The sequence below is a fragment of the Chryseobacterium sp. 2VB genome (genome assembly GCF_005503635.1).
GTDB lineage: Bacteria > Bacteroidota > Bacteroidia > Flavobacteriales > Weeksellaceae > Chryseobacterium > Chryseobacterium cupriresistens.
In genome coordinates this window covers 90,120-110,464 of sequence record NZ_SCNC01000003.1, presented here as the reverse complement: position 1 = coordinate 110,464, position 20,345 = coordinate 90,120, and the positions used below count along the sequence as shown (strand labels likewise).

Here is a 20,345-nt window from a genome sequence, read left to right as displayed (position 1 = left end):
TTAAACCATTGAGGCTTATTTAGTTATCTTAAAATTGCTTCGTATTTGCTCAGATATTTAGATCTGTCAGTCTGAGCGGAGCCGAAGACTTACTTATTTATTATTTCTTCAATTTTTTGCTTTGCCTTCTCTGATGTCAGTTGCTGAATTACTTTCTGCAGTTCGGGGTAATTTTTCATTTCTTCCCATGAGTCTGCAAATTGAGTAATATTCTGAATTCCTTGCTCCAGACTGGCCATAAAATGCTGTTTCCTCTGTATCATCCCCCGGAATCCGTAGGCTCCCAAAACTTGCAGAAATCGCATCATTTGTACAGGCATCACTGCATTTCTTAACTGAACCTTTGTTTCGGGATTTTCAAACTGCTCTATATAATAATCCAGCATTTCCAGTTTAAAATCTTCCGGGAAATTAGCCTTAGCCTGAAAAAGAAAAGAAATGACATCATACATTAATGGTCCTTTCATTGCCGATTGGTAATCGATGAAAGAGACCTCATTTCTTTCATTCACCATGATATTTCTTGCCTGAAAATCGCGGATCATAATTCCTTTAGGTTCAAGATTTTCAATAAGTACAGCAATTTTTTTGAACTCTTTAAGGAGAGTCGACTTGTTGTATTCAAGCTCCAGAAAATCGGCGACAAAATTTTTAAAGTAATACAAATCATGAATCACAGGAAGCTCATCATAATTTTCATATTCAAAGGTTCTGGAAAAGTCGATTTTACCTTGCGTCTGCATCTGCAGTTGGTAAAGCTTTTCCAGAGTCTGTTGTACCAAAGCTCGTACGGTGGGAGACAAATGTTCTTTTGCAATCACCTCAGAAAGGGTTTGCTGCCCCAAAAATTCCTGGATATACATCTTTCTGTCCTCTGAAACAGCAAGGATGGAAGGAGTATTAAGGCTCAGATCTGAGAATACCCGGGAATAGTAAAGAAAACTTTCATTTTCCGGAATGTTTTCATTGTACGTGATAATGTATTTCTCGGTACCGGCAGCGGCCAGAAAATTGACCCTCGCGGAGCCGCTTTGAGCTAATGTGACGAATTCGGAAGATTTTTTACCTACATGGTTTTCAAAAAATCGTTTTGCGTTTTCAGAAGTCATAATATGGAACAAATATACTAAATTAACGTGAGTTGGAAATTATAGTGTAAAGAAGTGATTAAGAAGGTGGAAGAGCATGAGAATGGTGGTGTAGAATTTTGATTTTATTCAATGTTTTTAAGAAAAATTTTAAGCCTTATAGGTCAAATCTGTTGTTTTTTACTTTTGGTTTTTAACTTTCTTTATTCAAATTCAGGATATTACAGGCTAATTTTTATCTTTGCAGTATGCTGAAAGACTTTAAACCTGTTTTAGGTATTTTATTGCGTTTTATTGTTATCTACCTGGTGTTGCTTTTTGCCTATCAGTTTTATCTGAATAGTGGGAAAGACTCCGGATTGGATTCTTTTTCAAGAATGATTGCCAATCAGGTAACTTCTCTGCAGAACGCGATAGGTTATCCTACAGAACTTTATGACGATGTAAAGAACGAACAGGTTTGGTTTTATGTTAAACAGAATTATGTGACGAGAATGGTGGAAGGGTGCAATGCCGTTTCTGTTATCATTTTATTTGTATCTTTTGTTTTTGCCTTTTATAAGGGAATGAAAACTTTTGTTTTTGTGGGAGCAGGACTAGTGTTATTATACATGATAAACCTTTTGAGAATAGTAGGGTTAAATATCGTGATGTCCGACCATAAGGAATATGGAAAGATGTTTCACGATTTTATTTTTCCTGCTATTATTTATGGAAGTGTAGTTGTCCTTTGGCTGATCTGGATTAAATTTTTTGCCTTAAAACATGAAAATTCTTAGCTGGTTTCTGGTGATCGCTGGCGTATGCGGATTGATAGGAGTAAGAGCTTTGGAAGGAACTCTTTTTTATGACCCTTTTTTAGACTACTTTCACGAAGCCAATAAACATATTGAATTCCCTGCCTTCGAATGGGGAAGACTGATTGCTGGTCATGTTTTCAGATTTATTTTAAATCTTTTTTTTTCCTGTCTGATTATTTACGGTTTATTCAGAAATAAAGACTGGACAATACAGGGAGCAGTGATGATGATTGTCGTCTTTGTCATTACATTACCGATTTATCTGTATTGCATTCATAGTAAATTTGAAATAGGATATCTTTTTTCCTTTTATATGAGGAGATTCGTGATTCAGCCATTAATTATACTGCTGATTGTTCCGATGTTTTATTACAGAAAGCAGATGATCATTAAAGAAAGCAGGAAAAGCTAATCTGAATTTTATTCTTCCTCAATAATTGTGTGTTTATCTACACTCGTTACATTTTCCGGAGTCCATTCTACACGTTTGACGAAATCTTTTTCGCGGACAGGACAGTTCTTGATCTGGCATACCGGGCATGAAATCGGTTTACAGTCGTCCATATGAAAATTGAATTCAATCGTACGCTTAATGTTTTTGGCAAGGAGAATAATGACTTTTTCCATTTCATCATGAGCATCACGAAGGTCATAATACCACGGCAGGGTAATATGAGCATCAATATGCAGGGAAGACCCGAATTGCTGTATTTTCATATTGTGTATATCAATCCATTCAACATGTCTGTTTTCTTCAAGGATTTTAATGATCTGATTGAGAATTTCAGGATCCTGCTCATCCATAATGCCACTCAGAGATTTTCGAACGATTTTATAGCCTACAAATATGATGTAAAGTCCAAAACTTAATGCTACTACAGAATCCAGCCAATAGATTTTGGTGAAGTAAACAATAATTAAACTGGCAACTACTCCGAGAGTTGTAATGGTATCGGACTGAAGATGCTTTCCGGATGAAATAAGAACCAGAGAATTTTCTCTTTCTCCTTTTTTAATAGAGATATATCCCAGCAGATAATTAATAACTGCTGTGGCAGCAATAATCCAGATCCCAAGATCAATTTTGCTTAGCGTTTTCCCTACAATAAGACTGTGAACACCTTCATAGATGATCATAACACCGGCTATGGCAATCAAAGCTCCTTCAATACCGGAAGTTACGAATTCTACTTTTCCATGGCCATACGGATGGTCATCATCTTTAGGTTTGGCTGCAAGATGGAGAGAATAGAGCCCCATGAATGCACTGATGACATTGACGATACTTTCCATAGCATCAGAAAACACAGCATCAGAATTGGTTAGCTTCCATGCAATAATTTTTCCGACAAAAAGGATGATTCCGAACGTAGCGATGAGCTTCTGAAATCCTATTTTCTCTTTATGGGCATTTTTCTGGGTGTTCATAATTGTGTTTGATAAAAAAAAGAATCTCAATTCTGAGACTCTTTTTTATTTTGTTAGTTTATACTAAGTTGTTTGCTACAAGGTATTCTGCGATTTGTACAGCGTTGGTTGCTGCTCCTTTCCTCAGATTGTCTGCAACGATCCAGAGGTTGAGCGTTTTAGGCTGAGACAGATCCCTTCTGATTCTTCCAACGAAAACTTCGTCTTTTCCTTCTGAATATAACGGCATCGGGTAGTGGTTGTTTTTCACATCATCCATTACAATGACACCAGGAGTTTCAGATAAGATTTTTCTTACTTCATCCAGTTCGAATTCATTTTCGAATTCAATGTTTACACTTTCAGAATGTCCTCCCTGAACCGGAACTCTTACCGCAGTTGCTGTTAAATTAAAGGTATCGTCTCCTAAAATCTTCTTAGGCTCCTTCATCAGTTTGATCTCTTCTTTTGTGTAATCATCATCAGCAAATACATCACAGTGTGGTAATGCATTTTTGAAGATCTGATAAGGATATACTTTTTCAGTAGATTCATCTCCGCTGATTTCACCGTTTAACTGGTCTACAGCAGCTTTACCTGTTCCTGTTACAGACTGGTAAGTAGAAACGATTACTCTTTTTAAATCATATTTTTTGTTCAATGGCCCAAGGACCATTACCAACTGAATGGTAGAACAATTCGGATTTGCAATGATTTTATCTTCTTTTGTTAAAACATCAGCATTGATTTCAGGAACGACTAATTTTTTGTCAGGATCCATTCTCCAGGCAGAAGAATTATCAATTACTGTTGTTCCTGCTTCTGCAAACAGAGGAGCGAATTCAAGCGAAGTAGATCCACCTGCAGAGAAGATTGCAATATCCGGTTTGGCAGCTATAGCGTCCTTCATGCTTACGATGGTAAATTCCTTCTGTTTATACTTCACCTTCTTGCCTACAGATCTTTCGGATGCTACCGGGATTAATTCTGTTACAGGGAAGTTTCTCTCCTCCAAAACTTTAAGCATAACTTGTCCAACCATTCCTGTTGAACCTACTACAGCTACTTTCATTGATTTAATTAAAAATTTAAGATTAAACTATTTATAAATTATAACGCATATAATTTTTTTGTCTTTTTTAAGCCCCGAAAACTCTTGTCCAAGGGAATGCAAATGCAAATAAACCTACTGCAATCAGTCCCATAATTACTACTCCTAAAGAAATAGTATCATTGGATTTTACTTTTTTGTTGACAATCGTCATCAAAACTGCCGCAATAAGCATAGAGAATGGATGTTCAACATACTGGAATCTCAATGCCGAATTTTTCATTACTTCTCCCATATTTAATCCTTTGCTGAACGTGGTGATCAACATAATGATTCCCAATAAAAACTGAACGTGGAAGAAAATCATTGTGAAAAGCGTTGTTTTCTTCAAAAATTTGTTCACTTTTCCACTGAAACCGAACATGGTAGCCAAAAGTGCAATGACAAATAATGTTACCAAAAGAATTTCAAGATACCCGAATCCTTTGTGGGCATTAAGTAAAATGTTGTAAAAATCCATAATCCTATTTTTTTGTACACAAAGATAACAAAAATCCCGGCTCAAAGCCGGGATTGATATTGAGAAAATCTAATATTTTGATATTATTAGAAGTTGAATGATAATGTTGCTGCCCAGGTAGTTCCGAAACCGAAATAAGCACGGTTACCAGTTGCTAGACCTTTGTACATCATACCAAGTTGTTCGTAAGTCTGATTTTGTGAATTAAGTGTTTTTCCATCAGCCAGATATTTTGGTTTATCATCAGCAAATACACTTGTAGCAGAATCAGAAATATATACAGTATCAAATAGGTTGTAAACGTTAGCTCCGATTGTGAAGTACTGAGCTTCGTTTTGTAATCTGATTTTGTAAGAGAAACCTACATCGAATAAGTTGAAGTCAGGTAATTTCAATACTCCTCTATCCTGTGCAGAAACGTTAGTAAATGTTCCTGCATCAATAGTAGAATAAAGTTTACCTACATATCTCCATGTTCCGAAGATATTAAGATCTTTTACCGGTTTTACAGTAAGTCCTAATGATGCAGTCATCTGAGGGATACTGTTATTGCTTGAACCTCCTACTTTTACTTTATCTAGGTATAGCTCGTTACCTGCTGAACCAGCTAAAGTAACAGGATTGTTGTTATCATCGAAAGAAGCTACACTAGCATTTCCTTTATAATAGTAATCTCCCCAAGAGAACATCCCCTGAACTTCCAAGAAACGGTTAGGTCTGTATACTCCATCAAATTCTACTCCTTGGTGAACTTCAGTAATTCCATTGATTTCAGAGTAACCTGTAGTAGTCGAACCGTCTGCTAAAGTGAAGGTCTGACCTGTTTTTCTCAACCATCTGTCTTTCCACTGTGTTCTGTATACGTTAACATTTGCAGTGAATTTTGCAGATCTGAATCCATATCCAACTTCAGCAGAAGAAATTTTCTCGTTAGTCAGATAAGGATTAATAAGTTGTTGGTTACTTGGATAAACTGTGTTAAGGAAAGGTTGCTTGCTGTAATATCCTAGGTTAGCAAAAACGTTATGTTGTTCATTAATGTTATAGTTAGCTCCCCCTTTAATGTTATATCCGAAAAGGTTTTTAAATCCTGTTTTCGTGTTTACAGTCTGACCTTTCACTGTACTTCCATCTACTACAAAGTTATCAATTCTCTGGTAACCTTGATTAGATACGGAACCTTGTAAGAATGCAGATAGATTGTCTTTAGTATATTCTACCTGTGCAAATCCACTATACCAAAGAACTTCTCCGTCATTGCTATATCCAATCTGGTCTTCAGATGGAGCTAGTTTACCTCCAAAAGGATTCCAGCTAAGTTTTTTATAATCATAAGTATTGCTTACGATTCTTGGAGCAAAATTTTGGTTTGCCTTGTCTTTATATCCTGCTGCTCCATAAAGATCACTAATAACCTGATAATGGTAACCATAATAATATCTGTCATCTGTTCCTATCGAGAAATTCCAGTTGTCATTGATTTTATGTTGAAAGTTTGCTAAGATACCATACCAGTTGTGAGAGTTGATACTTGATCTACGAATTAAAGTACTTCCAGCACCCGCAGTATTTAAGTTAACAGCTGCGTTAGCTGCGAAAATAGCATCGTAGTTAAAGTGACCAGCCGTATCGTAGAAATCAGTCATTCCTTTTCCTCCTACTTTACCTAAATCACCTGTTCCACCACCTCTACCGTTAGACATGTATAAAACAGTACTTAATTTAGACTTTTCACTCATTGTCCAGTCCCAGTTTAACATCATTACTGGTTTAGAGTAATAGTTAGATCTGTTTGCTAAAGCAACTTTATTTCCTGAAGCATCAGTGTAGTAACCGAAGTCAGAGTTATATCTTCTGTAAGGACTTTTTCCATCATATTCAGGATTATAGTTGATATAATTTTGAATTGTTGGAGCAAAAGTTCGTTGATCGTGCCACTGAGGAGCAGATGTTATGGTAAACTGTAAGTTATGCTTTTTGTTGATTTCATAACCTAATGCAAAGAAATATGCATAAGATTCATAATCTGTATTTTCAATATAAGTACCTCCGGCTTGTCTGCTCATTAAGAATGATGCTGAAACACCATCTTTAGATTTTCCTGTATTGTAAGAAAATGAAGTTTTTAAATAGTCGTTGTTACCAACACCTAATCTGATTACCCCTCCTTTTTTCATATCAGCAGAACGGGTAAGGAAGTTTACTGTTCCCCCTACAGAAGCAATAGCTAATTTAGAAGACCCTAAACCTCTCTGAACCTGTAATGTACTTGTTACATCAGATAATCCGGTCCAGTTTGAGAAATAAACAGTACCACCCTCCATATCGTTAACTGGCATACCGTTTACCATTACAGCGATGTTTCTTGATTCGAAACCTCTGATTGTAAGACCTCCATCACCAAAACCACCTCCGGATTTTGTAGCGTAAACAGATGGAGTAGTGTTCAAAATCTCAGGTAATTCTTGGTTACCTAATCTTTCTGCAAGTTGTGCCGCTTTAATTGTAGATGCAGCAACAGGTGTTTTTCTATCTTTAGCGATATCCGTAACACCTCTTAAGATTACCTCCTCAATATCTTTGGACTTTTGTACTGTGTCCTGAACTTGTTGAGCGTAATAAACACTAGCTGTAGATAAAGTAATTACTGCAGTTAGTATCGATTTGTTGATTAATTTCATAATCGTTAGTAATAATTAGATTTAATTTTCTGCAAAATTCGCAAAATTAAATTTAACTATTATTAACTCAATGTTAATTTTTACTCAGTCTTAATAATGTTAAAGTGTTAAAAATCAGTATTGTGGCTAAAAATTGAATTTTTGTATGAAAAAAGTCATGTTATTGAATTTTTAACAAACCGGGGGTGTTTTTGTTAAAAATTCAACGCTATTTCACTGCTTTGAGACTCAAATCTATATTCTCAGCAGAGTGGGTTAGGGCTCCTACAGAGATATAGGTAACACCTGTGGATGCAATTTCTTTCAGCATATCGCGGGTAATTCCTCCTGATGCTTCAGATTCACAAGAACCGTTGATCATTTTTACAGCCTCCTTCATCGTTTTTACATCCATATTATCTAACATGATTCTGTCAACTTTAGCATTGATAGCTTCCTGTACCTCTTCAAGATTTCTTGTTTCAACCTCTATTTTTAACTTTTTCTTATTCTTTTTAACGTAATCCTTTGCCATTGCTACTGCATTGGTAATGCTTCCGTTGTAATCAATATGATTGTCCTTCAGCATGATCATGTCATAAAGACCATACCTGTGATTGGTTCCTCCGCCAATAGCCACTGCCCATTTTTCACACATTCTGAAATTGGGAGTCGTTTTTCTTGTATCTAAAAGTTTAGTTTTGGTCCCTACCAATCGAGAATCCCATTCATGGGTAAGGGTAGCGATACCGCTCATTCTCTGCATGCAGTTGAGCACAAATCTTTCAGTAGAAAGGATAGATCTTGCACTTCCCGTAACTATAAGCGCTACATCTCCGAATTTACATGGAGTTCCATCTTTAATGAAAACCTCTACTTTTAAATTCTTATCAAATGTTTTAAAGATGATTTCTGCCAGCTCAACGCCTGCAAGAATACAGTCCTGTTTTACCAAAAGTTTAGCACTTTGTACAAGATCCTGTGGAATAGTAGATAGGGTAGAGTGATCCCCATCCTGAATATCTTCTTCAAGAGCGTTTTTTATAAATGTCTTTAATGCTTTATCTGTTACGTATGCTGGTCTTTTCATTGTGTGATTTCTGTTAGGCTAAGTCTTTATTATAAAATGCTCCTTTATTCTCCGTCATTTCCATGGATTGGGTAATGATGAGATGGGCAACGGTTGTAAGGTTTCGTAATTCCGATAATTGTGGAGAAAGAATAGAGTAGTGGTATATTTCATCAACTGCGGCAGCAATTTCCTGATGCTTTTGCAGTGCCATATTCAGACGTCTGTTGCTTCTGACGATTCCGACCAGATCACTCATCATTTCCTGAAGCTGCTTTCTGAGGTAGCTTACGATGACCATTTCGTCCATGATTTTCATTCCTTCTTCATTCCATTCCGGAACGGCTTTCAGGTCATCAAAGTTGAAACTGTTTTCATTCAGAAGCTCTACTGTTTTCATCGCGGCATTATGCCCGAAAACCAAACCTTCAAGAAGGGAGTTTGAAGCAAGCCTGTTGGCACCGTGTAGTCCTGAGTTGGTACATTCACCCACAGCAAAAAGATTTCTGATGGAGGATTGTCCGTCTCTGTCTACTTCGATACCTCCCATTAAATAGTGGCAGGCAGGTACAACAGGAATCAGCTGAGTGAAAGGATCAATTCCTTCATCTTTACATTTTTTATAAATATTCGGGAAATGTTCCAGGAATTTTTCATGGTTCATTTCCTTGCAATCCAAGCCGACAAATTCGTCTCCGGTAATTTTCATTTCGGCATCAATGGCTCTTGCAACGATATCTCTTGAGGCTAATTCTTCACGTTCATCATATTTATGCATGAATTTTTCGCCCCTTTTGGTTCTTAATTTTGCTCCGTCTCCACGAACGGCTTCTGAAATCAAAAACAACATTCCATCCATTTTGCTGTACAGAGCTGTCGGGTGAAACTGGTAATACTGCATATTGGAAACCTTTCCTTTGGCACGGGCAACAAAAGCAATTCCGTCCCCTGTTGCAATCGTAGGATTGGTGGTGTTTTTGTAAACATGTCCTGCGCCTCCTGTGGCAGCAAGCGTTATTTTAGAAGTAATTTTTTTGATGGTTTTGGATTTCTCATCCAGAATGTAAGCACCGTAGCAGTGGATGTCTCCTTCATTAAGTTCCTTTCCGGGAACATGGTGCTGTGTAATGATATCAATAACGTAATGATGATCCAGGATTTCGATATTCGGGCTGTTATTGGCAGTTTCCAATAAAGCTCTTTCGATTTCAAAACCTGTAATATCTTTATGATGTACGATCCTGTTTTCAGTATGGCCTCCTTCTCTCCCTAAAGCAAATTTACCGTTCTTCATATCGAACTGTGCTCCCCATTCTACAATTTCATTGAATCTCGCAGGAGCTTCTCTTACCACCATTTCTACGACATCACGTTTGTTTTCACCGTCGCCGGCACGCATGGTATCGTCTATATGTTTCTGGAAATTGTCATTCTGAAAATCTGTAACGACGGCGAGACCGCCTTGTGCATACTTGGTATTGCTTTCGTCTTCATCAGACTTGGTTACAATAATGATTTTGGCATCAGGGTGCTGTTCAGAAACTTTAATGGCATAGGAAAGTCCGGAAATGCCGGAACCGATTACTAATACATCCGCTTTTATCATATGCTGGCTTTAGGTACAATCGTTTAAAATATTAAATAAATTTAAACAATTTTTCGTTTGGTTTTCTTACTTTTTTCATGTGCTGGAAGTGATCTTCTTCGGAGCGGTAACCTAAAGCGAGGGTAACGGTTACTTTTTCTGTTTCAGGATTGACCTTCAGAATATCTTCTATAAGATCCTGGCGGAAACCTTCCATAGGACAGGAGTCTATATTTTCAATAGCTGCGGCATACATAAGATTGGCCAATACTATATAAGACTGTTTTTCTGCCCAGTTGAAAATTTCATCATGTGTTTTCTGGTTAATATGCTGATTAATGCTGTTTCTGAAAGGATCAAGTTTTTCCATTGGAGTATCCCTTACTTCAGAAATATGATTAAAATAGCCCCGGATATAGTTCTCTTCTATGATCTTTTTTGAGATAATAACAATAAGATGGGAGCAGGTGGAAATCTGAGATGGATTATAAAAAGCAGGAATTAATTTCTGTTTCATCTCCTCGCTTTCAACAATCACAATTTTATAGGGCTGAAGTCCCAGCGAACTGGCCGACAGCTTTCCTGACTCAAGAATGTTGTGAAGGGTTTCCTGAGGAATAATCTGATGATTGAATTTTTTCACAGAATATCTTCTGCTTAAAGCTTCCAAATAATTCATAGGACAAATTTAAGCATTGAATATGAATAAAGAGTCTTTAAAATGAAATATCTCCTTCTTGTTAATACAAAAAATCACCCCGGCCGGCGGGGTGATTCTTTTGATGTGTCGGAAAGTGTAATTATTCTCTGTTTTTTACAACAATCCAGCCTGAGAATTTTATCGGAGTACTGTTTTTATTATTTTCATTCCATGAAACAGAATACCAATAGTTTCCTGTAGGAACTTTTTTACTTCCATTGGTAGTTCCTGCCCATTTGTAACCGTTAGTTTTATCGGCCTGGAACATTTTGTAACCATACCTGTCGAAGATGGCTATTTCCAGGTTTTGTTTATTGGCCAAAGCTGAATAATCTATAAAATCATTCTTACCGTCATCGTTAGGTGTAATGATATTGATAAGGTTAGGTACTGTAATATTGACTTCAACAGGAACGCAATTATAACCGTCCCTTACATATACTTTAGCTTCTCCTCTGGCAATATTGGTAAACACATTGGAATCCTGCCAGTTGATATTGTCCATAGAATACTGATAAGGAGGAGTTCCGCCATTGGCATATACTGTTACCGTGCTTCCCGAAATGTCAACCGTTGTAATAACCGGATTATCGGAAGGGTATACTGTTACTTTCTGTGTTACAACACAATCTCCGGTTTTAAGTTTTACCCAGTAAGTTCCTACCCCTACATTTTTGATAGATTGAGTAGTAGCTCCTGTGCTCCATTCGTAGCTTTTGAAACCTGCTCCTGCATCTAAAGTAGTTGTATTTTCTATACAAATTGTCTTGTCTAGCAAAGTTCTTGAATAAACAGGAGGGATGACAGTTAATGTAACTTTAGCAATAGAATAACATCCATTTGAACTAAATACTTTAATATAAACTACACCGTTAGGAGCAATGTATGCTGCCGGAGTAGATATTGCATTGGTTCCACTGATAGCATCTGTCAGCGATGGATAGTATTCTTTTGTAAGTCCGCCCTGAGAAACGACAGCTCCTGTAAGATTAAAGGATGCCATAGACGGGTTGGTCTCAATAAAGCAGGATTTTATTTCCACATCATTCACAACCACAACAGGGTAAATATTCAATGTAATTTTAGAAGTACTCACACATCCCTGAGGAGTCGTTACTTTTACATATATTGTTGCTGCTGCAGAAGCATAGGCAGAAGGATTTGTTATCTGGTTCGTACCGTTATTCAGGTCGTATAAAGTAGGATAGAATTCTTTGGTAACTCCGGCAACAGTTGTTACAGCAGCTGTGTTGAGATCAAATGTTGCTGTCCCTGCATTGTTGTTATTACATCCGGTCAGACTGGCATCTGTTGCTGCAAATGGTGTAGGATTAAGCTGGATAACACCGTCGCCATTATCGCAGAGAGTGGAAGTAGGGTCCTTGACTACCACTTTGATCGTCGTATTTCCTGAATATTGAAAACTTGATGGATTGGCGATAGGCGTTGAGCTTCCCAATACATAATATGTGAAAATATAATTTCCGGGATTATTTACAAATTGGGAATTATAAGAAGTAAGGTCTACTGTACCATTTCCTGTAGCGGGATTTGTACAAACGAATGGAGTTATGGTATTGCTTAGGATAGGAACTTTATCTACAAATACCTTAACATTCTTAATAGAATGTCTTGCACTGGCCCCTCCGGTTGCTGCAGAGAAACCAAAATATCCCTGCGACATTCCTACGGCACCTCCGGAAGGAGCAAAAGACTGATCTACAATAAGAACACCGTTTATTCTCACTTTGATAATCCAGTTTGTAGGGTTGGTAAGATCTGTTTCTCCATTTACCTCAACATGTCTGTAAGCGTCTCCTACAAACGGATTGGTGGCAATAAGATCCGGAGAGTGAAAAGTACTTCCCGGAGTCGTGTTGAACTCAATATTGTTACCGGCTGTATTATTGGTGCCATAAAGAATGTGAACTTTACTCATCTGGCCTTCAGTGGTATTGTTGAAGATATCAAAACCAACCATGAGCCCGGAAGCATTGGCCGGAATTCCCAGACCTCCTCCTGATACAAAACCTGTTGGTGGATTAGCAAGATACCAGAAGGTAAAACCGTCTCCTTTTCCAAACTGAGTGGTTCCGTTTCCATCAATTCTGAAATCGAATTCCACTTTCCACTTATCACAATAGCTCAGAGTGATAGGAGTGGATAATTTTACAGCCCCATATCTGCTGGTCTGATCGGTTGTCAGTCTTACAAAGTCTCCGCTTACTACAGCATCAGAGACAAGATCCCAGCCCGTTGTATTTACAGGGTTTCCGGTAAGTTGATAGGTTTGCGAAAGAAATCTTCCCGGCAGGCATAATAAGATAGTCAGTAAAAAAATGAGTATATCTTTTTTCATAGTGGATGGATTATGATGTTATTGTTTTTTGATATAAAATTGTTTTGGTGTTTACATTATTGATGATAAGCATTGTCCGGCCTCAATCTGGTTGGGCAAATCCTGTTTTTTAATACTGAAACTACCCCAAATGAGGTAGTTTCTGATAGTAATTTTATTCTCTGTTTTTAACCAATACCCAGCCTGAGTATTTTGTTTCGGTATTGTCTTTATTGTTTTCGTTCCATGAAATGGTGTACCAGTAAGTTCCTGTAAGAACCTTTTTACCGGAAGCTGTGCCGTCCCAGGTGAAATTTCTCATTTTTCCGGCTTCATACAATTTATTGCCATATCGGTCGTAAACGATGAATACAAGATTCTTTTTGTAAGCCAGCGCTGAATAGTCAATAACATCATTTACGTTGTCCCCGTTTGGAGTGATAGCGTTAATCAGGTTAGGAACGGTAATCTGAACTTCAACAGGGGTGCAGTTGTAAAAATCTTTTACATACACTCTTACTTCGCCTCTTGCTAAACCTGTGAATATATTGCCAGGCTGCCAGTTCACTCCATCCAGAGAAAACTGATATGGAGGTGTTCCTCCTGCTGCATTTACTGTTATGGTGTTGTTGTCAATATCGATGCTGGAAATCACAGGATTTGCAGATGCTTTTACATTAACAGTCTGCGTAGTGATGCAGTTGCCGGTTTTCAATTTTACCCAGTAAGTTCCCACGCCCACATCTTTAATCGATGAAGTTGTTGCTCCGGTACTCCATTCATAGCCGTCAAATCCAGGTCCTGCATCCAGATCTGTTTTTTCTCCGATACAGATGGTTTTGTCTTTCAGGACAGAAGACGTTACAGGAGGTAATACAATAAGATTGATTTTAGCAATATTAAAACAGCCGTTGGCATCGGTTACTTTTGCATACACTGCGGTAGTTGTCGATAAATACTGAAGAGGATTCATGATTTCATTGACTCCGTCCAGAGCATTTGCTATAGAGGTGTAATATTTTTTGGCAGCACCAGTACCTAAACTAGTAACATCTGCGGTAGTGAGATTAAAAATAGCACTGGTAATGATATTTTCAATAAAACATGATCTTAGGGTAGCTTCCTGCACAGGAGTGTCGGGGTAAAAGGCCAGTGTGATTTTTGCTGTACCTGTACATCCCTGAGGGGTTGTTACTTTTACATATACTTCTCCGGGAGCAGAGAAGTAGTTGCCGGGATTTTGAATTTCATTCGTATCTGCATTAAGATCTGCTAACGTTTTGTAGTATTTTTTAACAGCACCGGGAACACCTGTAACATTTGCTGTATTCAGGTTGAAAGTGGCTGTTCCTGCTTTGTTATTGTTACATACCGTAATCGTTTTGTCTTCCGCTTTGAAAGGAGCAAGAACCAATAAAATTTTGCCATCCGGGTTATCACAAAGCAGTCCTGCATTATCTTTAATAACCACTGTAACCGTTGTGTTGGCATTGAACTGGTAATTGGCAGGATTGGCAATTGGTGTAGAGCTCCCCAGTGGGTAATAGGTAAACGTATAATTGGAAGGATTGCTGACAAATTGTGAGTTGAAAGTAGTAAGGTTTACAGATCCATATCCGGTTGTCGGGTTAGGGCAGAATGACTGTGTTGCTGAATCCTGTAAAATAGGAACTTTATCCGTATAAATTTTTACATTTTTAATGGAATGTCTTGATCTTGCTCCTCCTGTAGATGCTGAAAAGCCAAAATATCCTACTGTCATTGCAGCAGCAGTGCCTGAAGGCGCAAAAGACTGATTACAAATTACGTTACCGTCTATTGTTATCTTTATGATCCAGCTGGTAGGAGCTGCGGGATCTACCTGTGCTGTCACTTCCACATGTTTAAAAGTGGTTCCCTGAAACGGTTGTGTAGTATTCAGATCCGGTGAATGGAATGAACTTCCGGGAACATTAAAGAACTCAACGTTATTGGTGTCTGTTGTATTTTGAACCTGCCCGTAAGCCACGTGAACCTTGCTCATGGTAGCAGTTGTGGTATTGTTGTAAGTGTCAAGCCCTACCACAAGACCCACTGCATTTTGAGATACGCCAAGTCCGGATCCTAATACGCTGGCAACAGGAGGGTTAGCGAGATACCAGAAGGCAATTCCATCACCGTTGGAGATTTGGTTGGAATCCATTCTGAAGTCAAATTCCACTCTCCATTTGTCGCAATATTTTAAATTGATGGGGTCATTCAGCCTGATAGAACCGGACTGGTTGTTGGTATCCGGTGTAAGCTGAATAAAATCTGTGTTTACCTGGGTGGGAGAAACCATGGTCCATCCGGTAGTTGTTACCGGGTTTCCGATAAGCTGGTAAGTCTGGGCAAAGGACTTCCCGGCTATACAGAGTAAAAAAACAGATAAATACAATAATAGATTTTTATTCATTTATAATGGGACTTAGATTAAATATGTAAAGATATTAAATCCCAGTTAAATAATGTGTATTTAATGTTAATTTCGCTTAAATTTTAATAATATTTTAAAAAAAACACTGCTAATTATGAGATAATGGTGAATATTGTAGTATCTATTAAGTGTTTACATTAATTAAATTAAAACAATGAATTGTTGCCCAAATCTTCAAAATAAGTATCGATTTCAAGATCGGGAGAGCTCGCTGCAGCAACGGCCAATTTGTCGCAAAGCTCGTTTTCAAAGTGCCCGGCATGACCTTTTACCCAATGCATTTTTGGGGAGTGTTTGTTATACAGTTCTACAAATTTTTTCCATAGATCTGGATTTTTTACGTTTTTCCAGCCTCTTTTGATCCATCCGGCAATCCAGTTCTGGTTGATCGCATCAGATACATATTTGCTGTCTGTGTAAACGTGGATATCGTTTTCTGTAGATTTCAGTTTTTCCAATGCTGTAATGACCGCCAGAAGTTCCATTCTGTTGTTGGTCGTTTTCCGAAAACCTTTGGAAAATGTTTTCTGGTAATTTTTTTCAGGAACACGCATGAGAATTCCATATCCGCCTTTTCCCGGATTTCCGCTGCAAGCCCCGTCGGTATAAATTTCGATTCTCAAACCTGTTTTTTAAAAATGGATGTATTGACTACAATTAAACTGATCTAAACTTTAGTCTTTCTTAAAACGGGAAATCATCATCGTCATCAAAATCATTCATTGAAGAACCGGAAAGTTTTGAGTTGTCTGGAAGATCAAATGCTGCTCCTGGCTGAATCGTTGTTTTAATCTTGTCAAAGCCGCTTGGTTCTCCGAAGTTGGAAGGATATCCTCCTCCGGCACCCCCATCAAATGCAGCTTCAATGTCACCGAATTTGGCAAAATGTTTTAAGAAAGATAATCTGACATCTGCTGTAGCACCATTTCTATGTTTTGCAATGATAAGTTCGGCCTGGTTTTCAGTAGAAGTTTCCTGTCCTTCTTCATCATTATCCCAAACGGTAATTTTATAATACTCCGGTCTGAAGATGAAAGATACGATATCCGCATCCTGCTCAATTGCTCCGGATTCCCTCAGATCTGAAAGCTGAGGTCTTTTTCCGGGACGGGCTTCCACACTTCTTGAAAGCTGGGAAAGAGCAATTACCGGTACGTTAAGTTCTTTTGCAATCGCTTTTAATGAACGTGAAATCATGGAGATCTCCTGTTCACGGTTTCCAACTCCTTTTCCACCGCCACCGGCTGTCATCAGCTGAAGGTAGTCAACCATGATAAGTCTTACTCCATGCTGCATCACCAATCTTCGGCATTTTGCACGGAAGTCGAATATGGAAAGGGAAGGTGTTTCATCAATATATAAAGGAGCGTTTTCCAGTTCAGATACATTGGAAAATAGTCTCTGCCATTCTTCATCATCCAGGGTTCCTTTTCTTAGTTTCTCTGAGGAAATTCTTGTTTCAGAAGCAATCATTCTGGTGATAAGCTGTACTGAGGCCATCTCGAGAGAGAACAGAGCCATAGGAATTTTGTGGCCTACTGCAATATTTCTTGCCATGGAAAGAAGAAAGGCTGTTTTACCCATCGCCGGACGGGCGGCAATAATGATGAGGTCAGAATTCTGCCATCCTCCGGTTTCCTTATCCACATCTCTGAATCCTGAAGGAACTCCGGAAAGTCCCTGCTTATCTTTTAACGATTTAATCGTGTCAATAGCTTGTTTTACCAATGAGTTGGCAGTATCGAATCCTTTCTTTATAGTTCCGTTGGTAATCTCAAAGAAAGACTGTTCTGCCTTGTCCAGAAGTTCAAAAACATCTGTAGATTCTTTGTAGGAAGAATCAATTACGTTAGCAGAAACATTGATAAGGCTTCTTAAAATATACTTTTCAAGAATAACACGTACGTGATATTCGATATGGGCGGATGAGCTTACTCCCATGGTGAGGTCAATAATGTAATGATCACCACCTGCCTGGCTCAGCTTGTCTTCTTTTTTTAAATCCTGAATGATGGTCATTAAGTCTACCGGGTGGTTGCCTTCATACAATTTTAGAATAGTAGAAAAAATGACCTGATGTCTGGGGTCATAAAATACCTCCGGGGTAAGAAGGTCAATGGAATGGTCAAGACCTTTTTTGTCAATCAAAAAAGTTCCGATAACCAGTCTTTCAAAGTCCACTGCATTGGGAGGCATTTTTCCATCCGCAATAGACAATTCTTTTGCAAAGTTTCCGTGTGTCAGGGATGATAATGTTTCTTTCTGCGCCATGGTGCAAAGATAGTTTATTTAAAAAATAATCAAAAAATAGTATTCAACAAATTATTAGCAGTCTTTCGTAAAATGCTGTAAACAGGAGGTTGGTCTTGTTGATAAAAAAAATCACCCCGGTCTGAGGTGATTTTTCAAAAAAGATGAAGTAGAACTTATTCTTTATTCTTTACCAATACCCATCCTGAATATTTAGTTTCGGTATTGTTTTTATTGTTTTCATTCCATGAGATCGTATACCAGTACGTTCCGGTTGGGATTTTCTTACCAAAGGCAGTTCCGTCCCATGTAAAGTTATTAAATTTCTTAGCTTCATGAAGTTTATTCCCATATCTGTCATATACAATGAAGATAAGGTTTTTCTTGTAAGCTAACGCTGAATAGTCGATAACATCATTTACGTTATCTCCGTTCGGAGTGATGGCGTTAATAAGATTAGGAACTGTTATCGTTACCTGGATAGGTGTACAGTTATAAGTATCTTTTACATATACCGTATTTTCTCCTCTTGGAAGTCCAGTGAATGTATTGGAATCCTGCCAGTTAACACCGTCTACAGAATATTGGTAAGGAGGAACTCCTCCTGTAGCTGTTACAGTAATATTGTTGTTGGTAATTTCGATTCCTGATACCACCGGCTGAAGGCTTGCATGTACACGTACTTCCTGAAGTGTGAAACATTTTCCGGTCTGAAGTTTCACCCAATAAACACCAACACCTACATTGCTGATAGATTGTGTAGTTTCACCTGTGCTCCATTCGTAGCTTACAAATCCTGGACCTGCATCCAGGGTAGTTTTGGCTTCAGCACAAATTGTTTTATCTTTTAATACCGCTGATTTTACAGGAGGTAATACTACCAGGTCTATTTTAGCAATTGAATAACACTGTTTGTCATTATCCACTCTTGCATATACTGTTTTGCTTTCTGAAAGATAGTTTAATGCTGCTATAATAGGATTTGTCTGTGCTTTCGCATCTGCTACTGTTGTGTAATACTTAATAATAGTTCCGGTAGGGGTTGGAACAGGTACACCAATATCTGCTTTGGAAAGATCAAATGTCGAACGCGTCACATCATTATCGATGTAACAGTTTTGGAGTACAGCATCTTTCAGTACAACTGATGGGTAGAATAATAATCTGATCGTAGTAGTTGCGATACATCCGAAAGAAGAAATTACTTTTACATAGATGGTAGATTCAGCAGAAACATAGTTGGCAGGATCTGTAATTTCATTAATATCTGCATTCATATCTGCCGCCGTTTCATAATACTTGATCGTTGCTCCGGTTCCTCCAAATACATTGGCTGTTGTTAAGTTATATTTTGCAGTACCCGCTCCGTTGTTGTTACAGGAGTATAAAGTAGCCGAATTGGCAGAAATACCCACATTCACAAACTTGAATTTTCCGGTTATGAAACATCCGTTGATAGGATTATCCGGATTGGTGGGATCCTGATACACAATTCTGTAATAATATGTTGTAACTCCGTCTACAGTAGTTACTGTAAGAGGATTCTGTCCTGTAAGGGCATCGTTGGTTGTTTTGTGGTAAGTAACCTTGAAGTTCGGGCTGTTACCATTAATGATAGCTGCCGATAATGTTGTAAAATCAAACTGGGCAGGCAGCGCACAAACCATTACCTGATTAGGATCATTAGGAGCTGCTCCCGGAATACCAGGCGCGATAAATGGGTTAGGCGAAAGAACAGGATCGTTAAATGCGGAACTTAAGCTTGCTGTTCCTGTCCATTCTAAAGAAAAACCATTAACGGATCTACTGAAGTTGTCAATAACCAGATAATAAGTCTGGCCAACCAATACATCCATATAAGGACTCCATTTACCATTGTTCATACTCGATGTAACACCTGGTGGATTGGTAGGGAATACGGCTGGTGGAGCAAGAGTCAGATCGAGACCTGTATCTCCTGAAGTACCGCTATAGTTACATCTTATGGGTTGTATGAAAACGTGATCTGCATTCTGTAACGAAGCACAGCCGTTAGCTGTTGGTCCGTAAACTGCAAAATCATAATCATCATCCTGATCGTTAGGTTTTATTGTAAATGCCAGTGTTCCTGGTGTGGATACTGTGAAAGTGTACCAAACTGTATATCTTTCATTGGTACTGAGGCATCCGCCGTTTTGGTTAAGAATTTCTATTATATTCCCCGGGCCCGAAGGGGTGTATGAAATGTCAGAATTACCACAGATGGGAATTGCTGTGACACAATCTGACTGTGAAAAGGCCATTTGCGTTATCAATAAAATAAAAAGGAGTAATATTTTTTTCATTGTTAAAACTTTTTTTGTTAAACAAACTTGAAATCAATAAATTTTTATCACTATTTGTAAAAGAAAAAGCCGCCAAAGCGGCTTTTTGTATTCTGAGG

General features: G+C 38.1%; 15 protein-coding genes. 2 read left to right on the top strand and 13 right to left on the bottom strand.

Annotation, left to right across the window (positions count from 1 at the left end):
- Window positions 1–89: 89 nt before the first annotated feature.
- The gene (locus FFS26_RS04550) at window positions 90–1,109 is read right to left on the bottom strand and encodes an aminoglycoside phosphotransferase family protein (protein ID WP_137904410.1); all 1,020 of its coding nucleotides are present in this window, start codon (window positions 1,107–1,109) and stop codon (window positions 90–92) included.
- A gap of 227 nt (window positions 1,110–1,336) precedes the next feature.
- Here FFS26_RS04550 and xrtF point away from each other — a divergent pair, with 227 nt between their 5' ends.
- Both xrtF and FFS26_RS04540 read left to right on the top strand, forming a co-directional pair.
- A complete protein-coding gene (xrtF, locus tag FFS26_RS04545) occupies window positions 1,337–1,867 on the top strand; it encodes an exosortase family protein XrtF (protein ID WP_110008404.1) in 531 nt (176 codons plus the stop codon).
- On the top strand, window positions 1,854–2,300 hold the full coding sequence (locus FFS26_RS04540) for an exosortase F system-associated membrane protein (RefSeq protein WP_110008405.1): 447 nt from the start codon (window positions 1,854–1,856) through the stop codon (window positions 2,298–2,300). Before xrtF ends, FFS26_RS04540 begins: the two co-directional genes overlap by 14 nt.
- 8 nt (window positions 2,301–2,308) lie before the next feature.
- On the opposite strand, the gene FFS26_RS04535 is transcribed toward FFS26_RS04540, so the two are convergent.
- From FFS26_RS04535 to FFS26_RS04480, 12 genes are all read right to left on the bottom strand, one after another.
- Complete coding sequence (locus FFS26_RS04535) at window positions 2,309–3,316, bottom strand: cation diffusion facilitator family transporter (RefSeq protein WP_137904409.1); 1,008 nt, start codon at window positions 3,314–3,316, stop codon at window positions 2,309–2,311.
- A 58-nt stretch (window positions 3,317–3,374) separates the two neighbouring features.
- Window positions 3,375–4,367 (bottom strand): aspartate-semialdehyde dehydrogenase, encoded by a 993-nt coding sequence (locus FFS26_RS04530; RefSeq protein WP_110008407.1) that lies wholly within the window; start codon window positions 4,365–4,367, stop codon window positions 3,375–3,377.
- A 67-nt stretch (window positions 4,368–4,434) separates the two neighbouring features.
- Window positions 4,435–4,866, bottom strand: a complete 432-nt coding sequence (locus FFS26_RS04525) for a hypothetical protein (protein WP_137904408.1) — start codon at window positions 4,864–4,866, stop codon at window positions 4,435–4,437.
- An 86-nt stretch (window positions 4,867–4,952) separates the two neighbouring features.
- Complete coding sequence (locus FFS26_RS04520) at window positions 4,953–7,547, bottom strand: TonB-dependent receptor (RefSeq protein ID WP_137904407.1); 2,595 nt, start codon at window positions 7,545–7,547, stop codon at window positions 4,953–4,955.
- A gap of 208 nt (window positions 7,548–7,755) precedes the next feature.
- Complete coding sequence (gene nadC, locus FFS26_RS04515; RefSeq protein ID WP_110008410.1) at window positions 7,756–8,616, bottom strand: carboxylating nicotinate-nucleotide diphosphorylase; 861 nt, start codon at window positions 8,614–8,616, stop codon at window positions 7,756–7,758.
- A gap of 13 nt (window positions 8,617–8,629) precedes the next feature.
- Entirely contained in the window at window positions 8,630–10,201 is a 1,572-nt protein-coding gene (gene nadB, locus FFS26_RS04510) for an L-aspartate oxidase (protein ID WP_137904406.1), read from the bottom strand.
- 31 nt (window positions 10,202–10,232) lie between these two features.
- Complete coding sequence (locus FFS26_RS04505; protein ID WP_110008412.1) at window positions 10,233–10,859, bottom strand: NAD(P)H-dependent oxidoreductase; 627 nt, start codon at window positions 10,857–10,859, stop codon at window positions 10,233–10,235.
- 121 nt (window positions 10,860–10,980) lie between these two features.
- Window positions 10,981–13,239, bottom strand: a complete 2,259-nt coding sequence (locus tag FFS26_RS04500; protein WP_110008413.1) for a gliding motility-associated C-terminal domain-containing protein — start codon at window positions 13,237–13,239, stop codon at window positions 10,981–10,983.
- A 154-nt stretch (window positions 13,240–13,393) separates the two neighbouring features.
- Window positions 13,394–15,652, bottom strand: a complete 2,259-nt coding sequence (locus tag FFS26_RS04495; RefSeq protein ID WP_110008414.1) for a lectin-like domain-containing protein — start codon at window positions 15,650–15,652, stop codon at window positions 13,394–13,396.
- 167 nt (window positions 15,653–15,819) lie between these two features.
- Window positions 15,820–16,296 (bottom strand): ribonuclease HI, encoded by a 477-nt coding sequence (gene rnhA, locus FFS26_RS04490; RefSeq protein ID WP_110008415.1) that lies wholly within the window; start codon window positions 16,294–16,296, stop codon window positions 15,820–15,822.
- Between the two features lie 61 nt (window positions 16,297–16,357).
- Complete coding sequence (gene dnaB / locus FFS26_RS04485; protein ID WP_110008416.1) at window positions 16,358–17,944, bottom strand: replicative DNA helicase; 1,587 nt, start codon at window positions 17,942–17,944, stop codon at window positions 16,358–16,360.
- A 155-nt stretch (window positions 17,945–18,099) separates the two neighbouring features.
- Window positions 18,100–20,247, bottom strand: a complete 2,148-nt coding sequence (locus FFS26_RS04480) for a T9SS type B sorting domain-containing protein (RefSeq protein ID WP_110008417.1) — start codon at window positions 20,245–20,247, stop codon at window positions 18,100–18,102.
- Window positions 20,248–20,345: the final 98 nt, after the last annotated feature.